Source organism: Methanomethylovorans sp. PtaU1.Bin093 (assembly GCF_002067275.1).
GTDB lineage: Archaea > Halobacteriota > Methanosarcinia > Methanosarcinales > Methanosarcinaceae > Methanomethylovorans.
In genome coordinates this window covers 1-14,584 of record NZ_MVQX01000083.1, presented here as the reverse complement: position 1 = coordinate 14,584, position 14,584 = coordinate 1, and the positions used below count along the sequence as shown (strand labels likewise).

Sequence of the window (14,584 nt, the reverse complement as noted above, 5' to 3'; positions counted from 1 at the left end):
AGAGGTGCTTCGTTGCCACTTGTAGACCAGCTTGATTTTGTACTGGGTGCGTGGGTATTCACATACTTGTCCTCTTCAGGATGGTTCACAATGAATTTTACCTGGAATATTATGATCGTTGTGTTGATCATAACTCCGTTGCTCCATCTCACAACAAATATCATAGGTTACATCATAGGGGTAAAGAAAGAGCCCTGGTAATCTTTTCCATTCATTGGCATATCGTGGTGATCTGGATGAATACAGAAAATGACCAAAAATCTCTCCTCATATCCGCCCTCAAGAAATGCGGGGCTGTGAAATTTGGCGATTTTACACTTGCTTCCGGCAAGAAAAGCAAATACTACGTAGATATTAAAAAAGCCAGTACAGACCCTGCTACTCTCACGGTGATAGCAGAACAGGCAGCTTCCCTGATACATGAAGAGAAGATCGATCTGGTAGGTGGCGTAGCTTTAGGCGGCGTCCCTCTTGCAACAGCAGTTTCTCTTAAGTCAGAGCTTCCTCTTTTGATCGTCCGTAAGGAAGAAAAGGGATATGGGACAGGTGGTCGTTTTATAGGTGATCTAAAGGAAGGATCACGTGTTATCCTTATAGAAGATGTAACCACCAGTGGTGGGTCGGTAAAGGATGCCATTGCAGCTATTCGCGGGACCGGAGGCTTTGTGGGCGTTGTTATCACTGTGGTGGATCGGGAGGAAGGTGCTCAGCAGAGCCTTGCTGCACTGGGCGTGAAGCTTATTCCTCTTGTGACTGCCAGTGATCTCATCCAATGAGGGATAGAACAAGGCAGAAATAATAAGTAAATTATTTATCTGAATATGAGAAAGAGTCCGTAGTATTTATTGTCATCTATCTTTAATATGGTCCATGGGATATATTGCTGAGTAGGTACCAACTGTGTTCAATGTGACGATCAGGTAACGATTGGATAATTTCACTTCAATATTCAAAAGAGTTTTTAATTGATGAGGTTTTATAAATGAACGTTCTAGTTGTCGGCGGCGGAGGAAGGGAACATGCAATTGCAGCAGCTATTGCTCAGAGCAGAAAAGATCCTATCATTTTCGCTGTGATGGCGAAGAAGAATCCAGGCATTTCCCGGCTTTGTCAGGATTTCCTCCTGGAAAAGGAAACCGATGTAAAGAAGATTGTTGATTATGCAACAGCCAATAACATTGATCTTGCTTTCATCGGCCCTGAAGCTCCTCTTGCAGCCGGGCTTGCAGATGCTCTGGAAGATATAGGCGTTGGGGTAGTTGGTCCCAGGAAGGCGGTTGCCCAGATCGAGTTCGATAAAGCATGGGCCCGTAACTTTATGAGAAAGCATGGGGTAGAGGGTTGTCCTGTGTTCGAGGTCTTTACTGAAAAAGCGCCGATGTTCGATTTCATTGCAAAGCTGGGCAATGTTGCCATAAAGCCCGCAGGCCTTACCGGCGGCAAGGGTGTAAAGGTCATGGGTGATCAGCTCCCCTCTGTCAAAGATGCCCAGGAATATGCTGCCCAGCTTCTGGGATCAGGAAGTGTGGTGGTAGAGGAGAACCTTGTAGGTGAGGAATTCACATTACAGGCTTTCGTGGATGGAGAACACCTGGCCTTCTCTCCTACAGTGCAGGACCATAAGAGAGCTTTTGAGAATGACCTGGGTCCCAATACAGGCGGAATGGGTGCTTATACTGATGCAGGAGAGATCCTGCCGTTTTTGCGTGCAGAAGATGTACAGCAGGCAAAAAGTATCATGCAGCACACGGCAAAAGCGCTCTACGCAGAGACCGGTGTGAAGTATAAAGGTGTACTATATGGCCAGTTCATGGTCACAAAGAACGGTCCAAAGGTGATCGAGTTCAATGCCAGGTTCGGTGATCCGGAGGCTATGAACGTGCTACCTCTTCTGGAAACAGATATAGTGGACGTTATGTCTGCTGTGGTGGGAGGTACCCTTGACAAACTTGCAGTGAAGTTCAGTAAGAAGGCAACAGTGTGCAAGTACGCAGTGCCTGCGGGATACCCTGATAATCCTTCAAAGGACAAGGAGATATCTGTAGGGGACATAGGTGATGCCCTGGTATTCTACGCAAGTGTATACGAAGAGAAAAATAAGATCTACACCACAGGCTCGCGTGCAATAGCTGTTGTCGGTATTGCTGATTCAATTGCCAAAGCAGAGAAAAAAGCTCAGGAAGCACTTGACAATATTATCGGAGACCTGCATTCCAGAAGGGATATAGGTACTACTTCACTTATCCAGAAGCGTATCGATCATATGAATAAAATAAGGGGTAGATCATGATCCCTGTAGATAATGAAAATGAGTTGATCGTATGAAGCATCTCATCTCCTTCGCAGACCTCACTCATGATGAGGTCATTGAACTGCTTGACATGGCAGAGGTTCTGAAAGAAAAGCGTGCTCGTGGAAAGCTCACAGACCTGCTGAAGAATAGAAGTCTGGCAATGCTGTTCGAAAAGTCATCCACGCGCACCAGGGTTTCCTTTGAGGTTTCCATGTCTGACCTAGGAGGGCAGTCCATTTTTCTCTCTTCCAAGGACCTGCAGATTGGACGCGGAGAGACTATCGCTGATACAGCTGTTGTTCTTTCCCGATATGTGCACTGTATTACTGCAAGGGTGAACAAGCATAGTACTATCCTTGAAATAGCTGCCCATTCTTCAGTACCTGTAATAAATGCCCTTTCGGATGTGGAGCATCCATGCCAGATCCTTTCTGACCTGCTTACCATCAGGGAATATAAAAGCCATTTCAACGGATTGAAGTACGTTTGGGTAGGCGATGGCAACAATGTGTGCAATTCCGCTATCCTGGGTTGTGCCATCGTGGGCATGCAGATGGTGGTGGCCTGCCCGCCCGGATATGAGCCTGATGACAAGATCGTCAAGCAGGCCCGGGAGCTTGGAGGCGATATTACCATTATGAACGACCCATTCGAGGCTGCAAAGGGAGCGGATGTGCTATACACTGATGTATGGGTTTCCATGGGTGATGAGGATGAGATAGAGAAGCGTCTGGACGATCTGAAAGATTACCAGATCAGTTCAGAGCTGCTGGACCTTGCCAAGAGTGACGCTATAGTCATGCATTGCATGCCAGCTCACAGGGGCCAGGAGATCGCTGCGGAGGTGATGGATGGTCCTCATTCCGTGGTGTATGATCAGGCAGAGAACCGTCTGCATGCACAGAAAGCCCTGCTTATGAAACTGATCGGTTGATCTGCTTTGTTGTGTTCGCAGGCCTTTTTTTTATGGTCTGCAACTGAAAAAGCATATATACCATTAGTGCAACTATACGCTAGCCTCAATGCGGGGGTCGCCCAGCCAGGTCAAAGGCGCTAGATTCAGAGTCTAGTCTCGTAGGAGTTCGTGGGTTCGAATCCCATCCCCCGCATCGGATATTTTTTTAAAAGTTTTGGTGTGCGTATTCACACGTCCAATATCTTCTGCTCATGCACCAATAGTTCTTCATCCGTTAATAAGCCGGCATCTCTCAGGTCTGTCAATTTTTTGATCTGCTCTGCTTTACTCAACGGATCATTAAGTTTTTTCCCTTTATTGCTGAAAAAGTGATTTCTGAACCTGGCGATCTTTTCTCTTACGTACTTTGAAAAAGCAATAGCCTGCTCTTTATCTACTCGCTGTATGTCTATCCGGTCATCAGAAGTGAGGATTGTAATTGTCCCGAATGCAGAATCGAGTTTATGCTGAATAGACGTTAGTCTGTCATATGTGAGATCTTCGATGCCGAAGCCAAAAAGCACTCCTTTATGAATAAAGATCAGTCTTTTATTTGTTGCGACCAGTATGCCATTTTTTTGTTCATAGGAGCCTTTCACAACTCTTTTAACAGTCTCGCCATCTTCTAAAATGCTCGGTAGTTCTTTGATTTCCTTGCTATCGATTAGTTTGTTAGTTCCTTCCAACGATCTGATCTGCGTTTTTACCTCATATAGAGTTGGCATTATATTCACCCGTTTTTCGATGAGACTTTTTGATATACTTCATGTCTCAATAATATATATCTGCTGTTAGTTTAATTGAAGTTACTACTTAATAAATCTATTTATCAGTGGGTAAAATAGCAAATTGAACAATTGCACATTATTGGTCAATCTCTGTCCATTACACATGATCTCTTCTATGGATCGCTATAATACTGACACGTATTTGATTTCTTTCTTTTTGCCTTTAGAAGTGTGTCAAAGCTTTTAATAACATGTAAGTAATCGCTTACTTACAAATGGATGCAGAACAAAGGATCCTGAATGCTGCTCTGAAGGTATTTGCAAGCGAGGGATATACGGGTGCAACTACCCGCAGGATCGCAAAAGAGGCAAATGTTGCAGAAGTGACCTTATTTAGAAAATTTCGGTCAAAAGAGAATCTGTTAAGGGATGTCCTTATCAAGAACAGGGCTGCATTTTCAGCACTTGATCCTTTATTTATTATAGAATAGGATGCAGATCTGAGTACGAGCCTTCATGCCTTAGGTCAGAGCATTGCACATTCCATGAAGGAAAAAGAAATGAATGGTAAATACTGCATGTTTATGTTCATGTTACTGGAAGAAGGGAAAAGAAGGTCAGAAGTTGCTGAAATTCTATTTTCTGTATACCAAATGAATGTAGCGCATCTAAGTGAATACTTCGAGTTTCAAATAAAAGAGGGGAAAATGCGCAATGTTGATCCCCGATCAGCGGCATTGACCCTGATAAGCTATTTCGCTCATATCTATCTGTTGAACGGGATACTTGGTGAAAGGTTTCTTTGTGACATGGAAGCAGAGTCCGAAGGCTTTATAGATATATTTGCCAACGGCATTCTAATTAAAAATGAAGCGAAGCTTGGTGAGTGAATGGAAACAATTATTGAGGTAAAGGATCTTGTCAAGGTCTTTCATTCCAGAGGAAGGAAAATAACTGCTGTCAATGATGTAAGCTTTGATGTATTCAAAGGTGAGATATTTGGCATGATTGGACCTAACGGGGCTGGCAAATCCACCATATTCTCCATGCTCACCACTTTAATAAAGCCCACCAACGGCAGTATAAAAGTTGCAGGCTTCGACGCCGATAAAGAGGATGACAAGATACGGCCTATCATAGGCATAGTTCCTCAGAAGCTTAGTCTTTATCCCGACCTTACGGCCAGGGAGAATCTGGAGCTTATGGGAAAGCTCTATAGTGTTCCAAAAAAACTAATGGAGGAGCGTATCGATCACTACCTGCAGCTTGTAGGTCTTGGGTCCCATGCAGATCGCTTTGCAGGTGGCTTCTCAGGCGGCATGAAGCAGCGCCTTTCAGTTATATGCGCAGTGCTGCACGACCCTCAGATAATATTCTGGGATGAGCCTTCCACAGGTCTTGACCCGCAGACCAGGCAGGCTATCTGGAAACTCGCCAGAAAGTTCAACGGAGAAGGAAAGACCCTGGTATTCACAACTCACTACATGGAAGAAGCTGATAATCTGTGTGACCGGGTTGCTGTGATGAACTTAGGTAAAATGGTAGCTTTGGACACGCCGGAAAATTTAAAGGAAAGGTCAGGAAGTACAAATCTTGAAGAAGTGTTCATACACCTGACCGGAGAAGAGGTGCGTGATTAAATGGATGTGAGGACCGAGCTGCAACACTCCTGGATAATAACAGTAAAAGAGTTCAGACAGCTTTCCCGGAAAAAGGCTCTCATGGTTCCTTTGTTCCTGTTCCCGATCATCATGATCATCTTTTTCGGCTATGGGATGGGCGGCACTGTAAAGGATGCTCCCATTCTGATCGTCAATGACGACACAGGCACAGCCTCAAATTCCCTTATACAGCACATAGGGAGCTATACCGGCAAGTACGGTGGAGAGCCCATGTTCTCCATAACTTACACCAAGGATATGTCGCAGTCAAAAGCAGAGAGTAAGATCGATGCCGGATGGTATAAAGCTGTCCTGCTGATCCCGCCGGATTACAGCGAAAAACTGGCGAAGAACGAAAGTGTGACCCTTATCCTTCTTACCGATTCCTCTGATACCACCACGACCGGTATTATTGTGAACTATATGAAGCAACTATTCTCGGAAAGAGGGTCTGTTTCTCTGAACGTCCCAAATATCTATGGGGATCTTGAATATCTGGACTTTCTGACCCCAGCTGTTATAGCACTTACCATTTTTATGGGTTCCGTAGCGACCACAGGCTCTGCCATTGCGGGAGAAAAACAAGACGGTACCATTGTCCGTATCCTTATGACCCCTGTCAGCAGAAGAGCGGTGATCCTCGGAAAAACGATATACCAGCTTATATTGCAGCTGATCAGGGCCGCTATACTTATAATGGCAGCTTATTTCCTGGTGGGATTCCATATGAACGGCAGCTGGCTGCTTGTTGCTCTGGTGCTTGTTATATTCACTCTTGGTGGAGTGGGCATGGGGATCGTGATGTCTACAAGAGTGAATGATATGGAATCTTTTTTCCAGCTGAACATGCTAGTCACTCTTCCATCCATGTTCATTACCGGTGTGTTTTTTCCCTTAAGCTCGGTCCCGGACTGGATGCGCTATATCGCTTACCTGTTGCCTTTGACCTATGCGAACGATGCAATGCGTACAATAATGATCAAGGGCCAGGGTCTGAGCGCTATATCCACAGATCTGATAATACTCTCGCTCTTCGCACTTATTACTTTCACAGCAGGTGTCCATCTTTTCAGGAGGGAAGCATAAAATGAGGAAAATGATAGCATTGGTTTGTTTATTGCTCTTTATGGTCTCAGGCGTTGCAGGAGCCTATGATACCCTGAAAGCCTATAGTGTACCCATAAGCTTCGATCTCGGAGAAAATTACTACAAAGTAGACGGCAGTCCCGATATTAGTGCCACTATCATCGGCAGCAATGAATTCCACAGAGGTCAGACGGTCACTTTGAACATTGATCTGATGAACAATGGCAAGTTGCTGGGGTTCGAGAACGATCGAACTCCCGATAATGCCGATGAGATATTTGGCGCTCAGACAGAAATGAAGCTGGAGAGCGCTGTGGTAGATGCTACAGGTATAGTCGCTTCTCTTTCAGCAGGTCCGGGAAGTCCCATCGAGATAAGATCGGTTAGCCAGAAGATAGGTTCTATAAGAAGCGGACAAAATGCTGTCTCACCTGCCAGGTTCGATATAAAGATCGATAAAAAGGCAAAGGCAGGGGAATACAACCTTTACCTGAACCTTTCTTACGATTACCAGAAGAATGTACAGGTCATGGATCCTGACGCTACTGCCCAGACCTATAATGTGAACCGCTGGTATGGGATGATGGTGCAGAACCAGACATTGAAGATCGTAGTAAAAGACCAGGCCGATTTTGAAATAATAAATACTACGGGAACTCTTTATCCCGGTGGTGAGGAGATCATCATTTTAGAGATCAGGAATACAGGTGAGGAAGAGGCAAAGAATGTTAAGGTCATGGTCGATCCATCTGACCCGCTAAGTACCACAGATAATGTGGCATTCGTGTCCGGTATGGCTCCCGGAAGTACAGCTGTCGCAAAGGTCAAAATTAAGGCTGATAGCGAAGCTGTGGCCAAAGTGTATGGCATAGATACTGTTATCAGGTATGAAACACCAGAGGGTGACATCGAGTATTCAGATGCCCTCCAGGCTCCGGTGGAGGTAAAGGAGCCGGGGCTGTTCCAGAGACTGTTCGGGTGGATATGAAGATGGAAACAGGTGTTTTTACATTATCCGCATATCCGATGATCTGAGAAGCAAAGGTTAACAGAACAATGCTCAACGTGCTCAAAATATAAGTAGCAATGCAGGTATCTTCTGCATGCTTCAGTAAGGGATAACATTTCTGCCAGTGGTATACATGGTGAAAAAAATAAGCGAATCGGAGCTATCTTCTGAAAATACGTTCTCTTATTCCGGGGTTTCGGGAATATGCCAAAAACCTTCTGCTTCAGCACTTAATACTGAAAAACAGATCGTGCTTATGATCGCCATACTTGCCGGATTCATCACGCCATTTGATGGTTCGGCAGTAAATATCGCGTTGCCTACGCTGGGAGCGGAATTCCGTATGAATGCTATCTACCTCTCCTGGGTTGCAACTGCATATCTTCTCTCTTCAGCAGTGTTCCTTGTTCCCTTCGGGAAGATCGCCGATATATATGGAAGGAAAAAGGTTTTCCTGTATGGAATAACGGTATTCGTTCTTGCCTCCTTGTCGATGACCATGGTTGGTTCTACAGAGATGCTTATCGTGGTCAGGGTGGTCCAGGGTTTGGGAAGTGCCATGATCTTCGGGACCGGGATCGCTATGATCACCTCCGTCTATCCTCCCGGAGAACGTGGAAAGGCCCTGGGCATCTACATCACTGCAGTGTACATAGGACTCTCCACCGGTCCTTTCCTTGGTGGCATGATGACGCAGCATCTAGGATGGAGAAGTATCTTTTTAGTAAATGTCCCAATAGGTCTTGCGGCGATCCTTCTCATCATCTGGAAACTTAAAGGTGATTGGGCGGAATGCAGAGGAGAAAAATTTGATCTGAGAGGGTCTGTTATCTACGGTATGGCAATAGTTTCTCTTATGTATGGCTTTTCTGTACTTCCGGACATAAAAGGCGCTTCTCTTATAGCAGTGGGAATTATCGGAACGATCATCTTTATCCGGTATGAGATGCGCATACCTTCCCCGGTCCTTGATATCAGTCTTCTGACAAATAACCGTGTTTTTGCTCTTTCCAATCTTTCCGCGCTCATCAATTACAGTGCGACATACGCAGTGACCTTTCTCCTGAGCCTTGATCTGCAGTACACTAAGGGTTTCACGCCTGAACATGCCGGATTTATCCTGATAGCTCAGCCGGTCTTTCAGGCCATGGTCTCTCCTCTCGCCGGGAAATTGTCAGATAGTATCGAGCCCCGACTCATTGCATCCGCAGGAATGGCCCTTACGGCGATAGGTCTCTTTTTCCTTACCTTCCTTTCAGAAACGACACATATCTGGTACATGACCGGAATTCTCGTGGTGCTTGGCATCGGTTTCGGTCTTTTCTCTTCTCCGAACACGAATGTTATCATGAGTTCGGTAGATAAGAGGTTCTATGGTGTGGCATCCGGGATGAACGGAACCATGCGGCTGCTTGGACAGATGCTTTCAATGGGTATCGCCATGATGATCTTTGCAGTTGTTACCGGCCCGGTGGAGATCACACCCGAATATCATGCTCAGTTCACTACAAGCCTGCACTATGCATTTATGCTGTTCACGATCTTCTGTATCGTGGGCTTATTCGCATCTCTTGTCAGGGGGAAAACCATTCCTCCAGATCATTTCCAGGCACCTGGAAGCTGTCAGAATGCAGGACGATGATCAGTGTTTTCGGGTATTGGGGGAGTGATCAGAAGGATCATTGGAATTTCATTCCAATGAGATCTTTTTCACCATATATGCAAGGTGGGAACAATAGGTTCATTTATTCCGGGATACAATTAGGAACAGAACAGGTGATGATTTTGCAGAAAATGCTTAAGTTCTTATTAATGGGATTGCTGGTTGCAGGCATGGTGTCAATTTCCGGATGTACGGACAAGACCGTAGAACAGACCGTGGGAGAGAAAATAAACGAAACAAAAGAGGCGGTAGGACAAAATATAAACCAGACCGTAGGCAAGGCTGTGAACCAGACCAAAGAAGCCGCAGGGCAGGCTATAAATCAGACCGTGGGCATGGCTGTCAATGAAACAAAAGAGGCTGTAGGGAACGCTGTGAACCAGACCATTAACCAGACAAAGGTGGCTGTAACAGAGAATCTTAACCAGACAGTTGCACAGGTGGTCAACAAGACCAAAGAAACAGTAGGAGAAGCTGTGAACCAGACCTGAATCATACCTTTGATCGGGGTCGGGGGATTGTAAACAGGCGACAGTCCCTGCTCCTGTAAGATCGGACAAGAGCTTGATTTCGGTTATTGGTATGGTGTAGTCATATGTTTTGTTATTTGCTAGCATCCTTAACACAAAACAGTGTTCTTTCTGAGCAAATGTTCCCATTTCAATGTCTTTTGGGTACAGGTACAATTTGACCTTTTCACTGTCAATGTAACCCTGAACTTCTTTCTGCCAATTTGCTTTGAATTTTTATAGCAGGTACGCATTGATTCTAATTTCAATATTTGAACCATTAGCAATGAATTGGGAGCTGAGCGTGGTAAAAACAGGATGTATCAAGGTCAAGATAAAGAACAGGTCCTTAGACGTTGCACAGGTTTCAATAAAATCTTTATTCGTTTCATATATGTTCACTAAATTGGGTTCTACCACTTTGCAACCCTTTATTTCACGGAGTCTGGACAAAAGAGATGTCGGTGCGAACCTGAGGTTATGTTTTCCCCATTGATCTATGTCAGCATCAAAGACCGCAGGGTGTTTAACAAAGGCACGATCTCATCAAATAAGATCTTCCCAATGGTAGTCAATTCATAACTGTCCTTATAATGAATGATAAGATAACTATCTTCCAGCACTCTCATCTGCGGAAGTAACGCCGGCCTTGTTGTATCCAGATACTTGAGCAAATGATCCATTCCCTTCGGTCCATCTTGCAATAACAAGAGTACTTTCTTTCTCTTGTCAGACATGAACAACACGTCAATTAATGGTTTTTTTTATCTGATCAACACCTTTTTTAAGAAAACTTCTGGATAACAGCTTTGTTGTTACTTATAGATACTTTCAATAACTTCCAAATATACTCTATTTGAATAACATTAGCCCCTCTGCTTTCGCTGCAATAGATCTCACAAAATACTCTTTACCTTTGAGAAAAACCTGTCTGATATTATATGGATCTCTACTGACAGGACTATACCTGCAGTGGAAGCAATAACTATCCTTATAGGAATATTCTGCAGTCCGACACCTGAAAGCAGGAGTGATGCAAGTACTATTACTGTAAGGTACACCAGAATGGTAAGGGGGCCGAGGATCATGTTATGGGAGAAACCCCTGTGTTTGAATATTATCCTGTAGGGCCACCAGAGTATCCTGAGCATCTTCCATCTTTTGTAAGGCCGGCTTTTTGTATCAAGGTCCGGGCTCAGGAAGAATGTTGCGAATATGTAGGAAACCGAAAAGACCAGTATCTCATAAATGTCCGGATGCCTTGCGAATGCTCCGGTTTCCGGCCACGTTGACAGATAATAGAATACTGCCAATATGGACACCAGCGCTGTAATGTTTATAAGCTCATGGGTTTTTCCGCCTGGCACAGTTCATTTATCTCCCGGTTATCTATTCAGTTTATTTTATGATTTAAGTAGTATTATATTTTTATGGTGTCTTCGGGCTATCTGTAGATCACAGACTTTGGAAAGGACGTGGACTTCTCTAAACCCATAAATTTATCTGGTTGACAGATAACTTAGACCTAACTCAATTAAGGGATCCACTGATGCTATATGCTGTTCAATAAACCATTTTCTGATGTTACTTTTGATGATATTCAGAAGTTGTTAACGGCTGTTCTAATGATAACCAAAAACGTAAATGTTTGATTAAGGCTAAATTGATGACCTCAAAAGCTAAATAGTACTGCTCCCATTACTATTTAAGTACTAATATCAGTACTCGAAGGATGTGTTAAAACTGGTCGTAACTTTGCAAGAGCATAAAGGACAGTACAGGCTTACCATACCCAAGGAAATCGTAGAGTTTGAAGGGATGCAAAAGGGAGACAAGTTTAAGGTGGTCAGGATACCCGGCTACTTGGCACTTGAGCGGGTCAGATGAAAAGCTAATCTTTTTAGCCTCGTAGGAGCCCCTCCTGAGCTCTTGGTGAGGACTTTGACCCATGGGTGAGGTATGTGCACAGGACAATCGTCCTAGGGGCTTCTATGTGGGTAGGTTCTTTATACTCTCCAACCATTTCTTTTATCGGTGTTTGTATGGGTTACTCAATCGATACTCGTCGAAAGGAACAGGAAGAAAGAGAAGCACGGGAACAAAAGAGAAGAGAGGCAGGGGCTTATTCATCAGGCAGACGCAGTTCTGGAACCGTAGAGCAGCTAATCAATGTCAGCTATACGAATGCGGTGAAAGAACAGGCCAGAAAAGAGAAAAGCCTGATTTACCGGATTAAACGGTTCCTGAGATTGACAAAATGACATCTCCTGTTTACCTAGGCTACGGCCCGTGTGGTGGCCGCGTCAAAATGGAATGAATGATGATAGAACCCATAAAGCGAGTATAAGAGCTACACAAAGGATTGCAAACGTCGCGATACCCAATAAAGTGGCTTCACATTTCAAGTCCTTGCGTCGTTGAATATCATTTTTGTCACAATCTATAAATCGATAATAAGCGGTTGCAAAAAAGTTCCCCACCAATCCAAAAACACCAGATACAATAAAACCGAATAGGAAAGCAATAGTATTAGTCGTTGCTGCCATTTCCATCACCTGACTTTATAAGGCTACTTTTAAAACTTTTGATATATTAATGTTTCTACCTATCCAACGGAGACAGCAACTGGTTTTTCAAGATATGAACCTTTTGCCAATTGGCAATAAATTGCCAACGGCTACTGAAAAATCGGCATAATCTATTTATATAATTAAATATAATTATGTATCAATAAAATGTAAAATGAGGTGAACGAAAGTGGATATTTTTGAAATGTTTGTTGCTGCATTCTGTATAGCGTTATTAATAGCCGCCGTGTTCATTGTAGTCCCAATCGTTTTGAACCATGCAACAATATCGCTCACATGAGCCCGCTGAATTCAAGGCCGTAGATGTTTTAGGCTGCCACAATGGAGAGAGCAAGACACGTGTCATGCTACTCTTCCCGGTCCTCTTCTATGGCAGTTTGTGGGTCAGATGGACCCAATATGGACAGGAGATATGTTATCCCTCGCATTTCCCATCCCACACTTCGGCACGGCGACAAAATGGTTTAATTTCCCTGCACTGAGCAATTTCTGTCTATCTTCCTCGCTCATCTGTTCCCATCTCATACGGGCTGTATATTCCTTCACTGTAAGTCCGCCATACTTCAAGATGTTCATGTACTGTGCACCTACCCGGAGCCTGTACGACTTCGGTAGGGTGCAGCGTGGCTCAGGGTCGGAAGGTTCTTTGTACAGATTCGGATAGGAGGGATGCAGTGGACAATTGTTCACACTGCATTTCGAGAAGCGTGGACATTCCCTATACGGCTCAATCCCTGAACACATGGTACGTGCCGTCCTTTTGGTGTACGTGTGTCGTCCGTCCCCTTGCTTTATACTTATTCGCACAGGCCACAGCTTCACTTTTTCTGATAAAGATACCGGCTAAATGAAATGCTCTGCCGCCTCGTTCTCTCAAGCTGTCACCTCCGTATCTTTCATAGCCCCCACGAACATCGAAACGAGCACCAGTACCAAGCCGAGCACTGCATAGTAATCGAACACGGTGGTCAGCAGGCCGCCCACAAAGGCAGCTGCTCCGCCCGCTGCTATGAACATCGGCATGAAAACATCTAGTATCGGCTGTACGATAATCCAAGCCATACCGCAGGCGAAGAACGATACAAGACCAAGCACCAGAGCCTTCTCCGCTCCCATTAAATCAGCTCCCATATGTCCTTAAATGCGTTCTTACTGGTTTTGTGGATGACACCCATATCATAGGATTTCTTGGATTTCTTGGACCTCTTGGGCATTGGAGCCGCCACCGGTGGAAGTGTCTCTGCTTTACTTCTCCACACACTGCGAGGTACTGCTATCGAATCGGTAAGGGTGCGCTCGGCTTGTTTCGGTTCCTGCCTAGTGATTTCTCGTACTGTCTGCTGCTGCTTCTGTTTCACTGTGGGGATGGCTACCTGCATTGATTTCGCAGCATAGGCAATGCGCTGTTTCTGTTCCCGCTTCTGCTTGGTAGCCTGTGCCTGCCCCTGTATCTGCTTGGTGGACTGCAAGGGTACTATGAGCTGTCTCTGCATTACGTTCAAGCCCTGTACTTGAGTAGCAGCGAAGATATTAGCAGCATTGATAGACTGTATGAGCTTGGACTTGTTCGCTGCTTTCTGTTTCATTGCAGCTTTCTGCTTCTGCCGCGTCTCAAGTGCCTGCTTTTCCTTCGTAGTAGTGCTAACCTTCTCCTTGGGCTTGGCTGTAGTCTTCTGTAGCTGTTTAGGTACCTGTACCTGTTCCAGTAGCAGCCCGTCCTTTGAAGCCATTACTCCGCCACCGCTTCCGGTATTCTTGACCTTGCCGATGTCCTCAAGTGTCTTGACCTTCTTACCTGCCTTGTTCACTTTCGGTATGCTCTGGCCTGTCACCTTCTTGGCTGCCTTGGTACCTTTCAAGCCACCCTTACCGATTTCAATACCGAGCTGAGCTGCTCCGATGTCCTGACCTAGCCTGTCGGTAAGTTCTTCGATATTGAAACGTGTCTCTCTAAGCTCACCGATACGGGAATTAAGAGCTTCCACCCTTTCCGTAGTGCCCTTAATCTTCGCCTTCTTAGCAATCAGACCGGTGCCTGTTTTGTCTGCTGTAAGCTCAAGGTGTGCGTGTTTTCCAGTCTTAAGGTCGTACA

The 14,584-nt window shown here is 44.9% G+C and carries 20 protein-coding genes and 1 tRNA gene; 13 read left to right on the top strand and 8 right to left on the bottom strand.

Annotated features, from left to right (window positions below; genetic code table 11):
* The 5 genes from A4E24_RS09100 to A4E24_RS09080 all read left to right on the top strand — a co-directional run.
* Nucleotides 1-201, top strand: a 201-nt coding sequence (locus A4E24_RS09100) for a CDP-archaeol synthase (protein ID WP_292352978.1), incomplete at its 5' end; no start/stop codon positions are given.
* A 35-nt stretch (nt 202-236) separates the two neighbouring features.
* A complete protein-coding gene (gene pyrE / locus A4E24_RS09095; RefSeq protein WP_292352977.1) occupies nt 237-776 on the top strand; it encodes an orotate phosphoribosyltransferase in 540 nt (179 codons plus the stop codon).
* A 206-nt stretch (nt 777-982) separates the two neighbouring features.
* A complete protein-coding gene (purD, locus tag A4E24_RS09090) occupies nt 983-2,290 on the top strand; it encodes a phosphoribosylamine--glycine ligase (protein WP_292352976.1) in 1,308 nt (435 codons plus the stop codon).
* A 31-nt stretch (nt 2,291-2,321) separates the two neighbouring features.
* Nucleotides 2,322-3,227, top strand: coding sequence for an ornithine carbamoyltransferase (argF, locus tag A4E24_RS09085; RefSeq protein ID WP_292352975.1), 906 nt, complete (start codon nt 2,322-2,324; stop codon nt 3,225-3,227).
* Between the two features lie 90 nt (nt 3,228-3,317).
* A tRNA-Leu gene (locus A4E24_RS09080) sits at nt 3,318-3,402 on the top strand.
* Between the two features lie 34 nt (nt 3,403-3,436).
* Here A4E24_RS09080 and A4E24_RS09075 read toward each other — a convergent pair.
* On the bottom strand, nt 3,437-3,973 hold the full coding sequence (locus tag A4E24_RS09075) for a PH domain-containing protein (RefSeq protein WP_292352974.1): 537 nt from the start codon (nt 3,971-3,973) through the stop codon (nt 3,437-3,439).
* 278 nt (nt 3,974-4,251) lie between these two features.
* On the opposite strand from A4E24_RS09075, the gene A4E24_RS09070 reads away from it, so the two are divergent.
* From A4E24_RS09070 to A4E24_RS09040, 7 genes are all read left to right on the top strand, one after another.
* Complete coding sequence (locus tag A4E24_RS09070) at nt 4,252-4,467, top strand: helix-turn-helix domain-containing protein (protein WP_292352973.1); 216 nt, start codon at nt 4,252-4,254, stop codon at nt 4,465-4,467.
* A gap of 54 nt (nt 4,468-4,521) precedes the next feature.
* Complete coding sequence (locus A4E24_RS09065; protein ID WP_292352972.1) at nt 4,522-4,866, top strand: hypothetical protein; 345 nt, start codon at nt 4,522-4,524, stop codon at nt 4,864-4,866.
* On the top strand, nt 4,867-5,616 hold the full coding sequence (locus tag A4E24_RS09060; RefSeq protein WP_292352971.1) for an ABC transporter ATP-binding protein: 750 nt from the start codon (nt 4,867-4,869) through the stop codon (nt 5,614-5,616).
* Nucleotides 5,617-6,723: an ABC transporter permease gene (locus A4E24_RS09055; protein WP_292352970.1), complete on the top strand. Its 1,107-nt coding sequence runs from the start codon at nt 5,617-5,619 to the stop codon at nt 6,721-6,723. It abuts the gene before it with no gap.
* Between the two features lies 1 nt (nt 6,724).
* Nucleotides 6,725-7,711, top strand: a complete 987-nt coding sequence (locus A4E24_RS09050; RefSeq protein ID WP_292352969.1) for a COG1361 S-layer family protein — start codon at nt 6,725-6,727, stop codon at nt 7,709-7,711.
* A 154-nt stretch (nt 7,712-7,865) separates the two neighbouring features.
* Complete coding sequence (locus A4E24_RS09045; RefSeq protein WP_292352967.1) at nt 7,866-9,374, top strand: MFS transporter; 1,509 nt, start codon at nt 7,866-7,868, stop codon at nt 9,372-9,374.
* 143 nt (nt 9,375-9,517) lie between these two features.
* Nucleotides 9,518-9,886 (top strand): hypothetical protein, encoded by a 369-nt coding sequence (locus A4E24_RS09040; RefSeq protein WP_292352966.1) that lies wholly within the window; start codon nt 9,518-9,520, stop codon nt 9,884-9,886.
* A 515-nt stretch (nt 9,887-10,401) separates the two neighbouring features.
* Here A4E24_RS09040 and A4E24_RS09035 read toward each other — a convergent pair.
* Nucleotides 10,402-10,641: a hypothetical protein gene (locus A4E24_RS09035; RefSeq protein WP_292352964.1), complete on the bottom strand. Its 240-nt coding sequence runs from the start codon at nt 10,639-10,641 to the stop codon at nt 10,402-10,404.
* Between the two features lie 159 nt (nt 10,642-10,800).
* Entirely contained in the window at nt 10,801-11,271 is a 471-nt protein-coding gene (locus A4E24_RS09030; RefSeq protein WP_292352962.1) for a metal-binding protein, read from the bottom strand.
* A gap of 675 nt (nt 11,272-11,946) precedes the next feature.
* Between A4E24_RS09030 and A4E24_RS09025 the strand changes: the two genes are divergently transcribed.
* Nucleotides 11,947-12,165, top strand: coding sequence for a hypothetical protein (locus A4E24_RS09025; protein WP_292352961.1), 219 nt, complete (start codon nt 11,947-11,949; stop codon nt 12,163-12,165).
* Nucleotides 12,166-12,207: 42 nt separating this feature from the next.
* Here A4E24_RS09025 and A4E24_RS09020 read toward each other — a convergent pair whose 3' ends face one another.
* The 5 genes from A4E24_RS09020 to A4E24_RS09000 all read right to left on the bottom strand — a co-directional run.
* Nucleotides 12,208-12,450, bottom strand: a complete 243-nt coding sequence (locus tag A4E24_RS09020; protein ID WP_292352959.1) for a hypothetical protein — start codon at nt 12,448-12,450, stop codon at nt 12,208-12,210.
* Between the two features lie 426 nt (nt 12,451-12,876).
* The gene (locus tag A4E24_RS09015) at nt 12,877-13,068 is read right to left on the bottom strand and encodes a hypothetical protein (protein WP_292352957.1); all 192 of its coding nucleotides are present in this window, start codon (nt 13,066-13,068) and stop codon (nt 12,877-12,879) included.
* A 151-nt stretch (nt 13,069-13,219) separates the two neighbouring features.
* The gene (locus A4E24_RS09010; RefSeq protein ID WP_292352955.1) at nt 13,220-13,369 is read right to left on the bottom strand and encodes a hypothetical protein; all 150 of its coding nucleotides are present in this window, start codon (nt 13,367-13,369) and stop codon (nt 13,220-13,222) included.
* A complete protein-coding gene (locus A4E24_RS09005; protein ID WP_292352954.1) occupies nt 13,366-13,608 on the bottom strand; it encodes a hypothetical protein in 243 nt (80 codons plus the stop codon). Before A4E24_RS09005 ends, A4E24_RS09010 begins: the two co-directional genes overlap by 4 nt.
* Nucleotides 13,608-14,584, bottom strand: a 977-nt coding sequence (locus A4E24_RS09000; RefSeq protein WP_292352953.1) for a hypothetical protein, incomplete at its 5' end; no start/stop codon positions are given. The genes A4E24_RS09000 and A4E24_RS09005, both read right to left, overlap by 1 nt.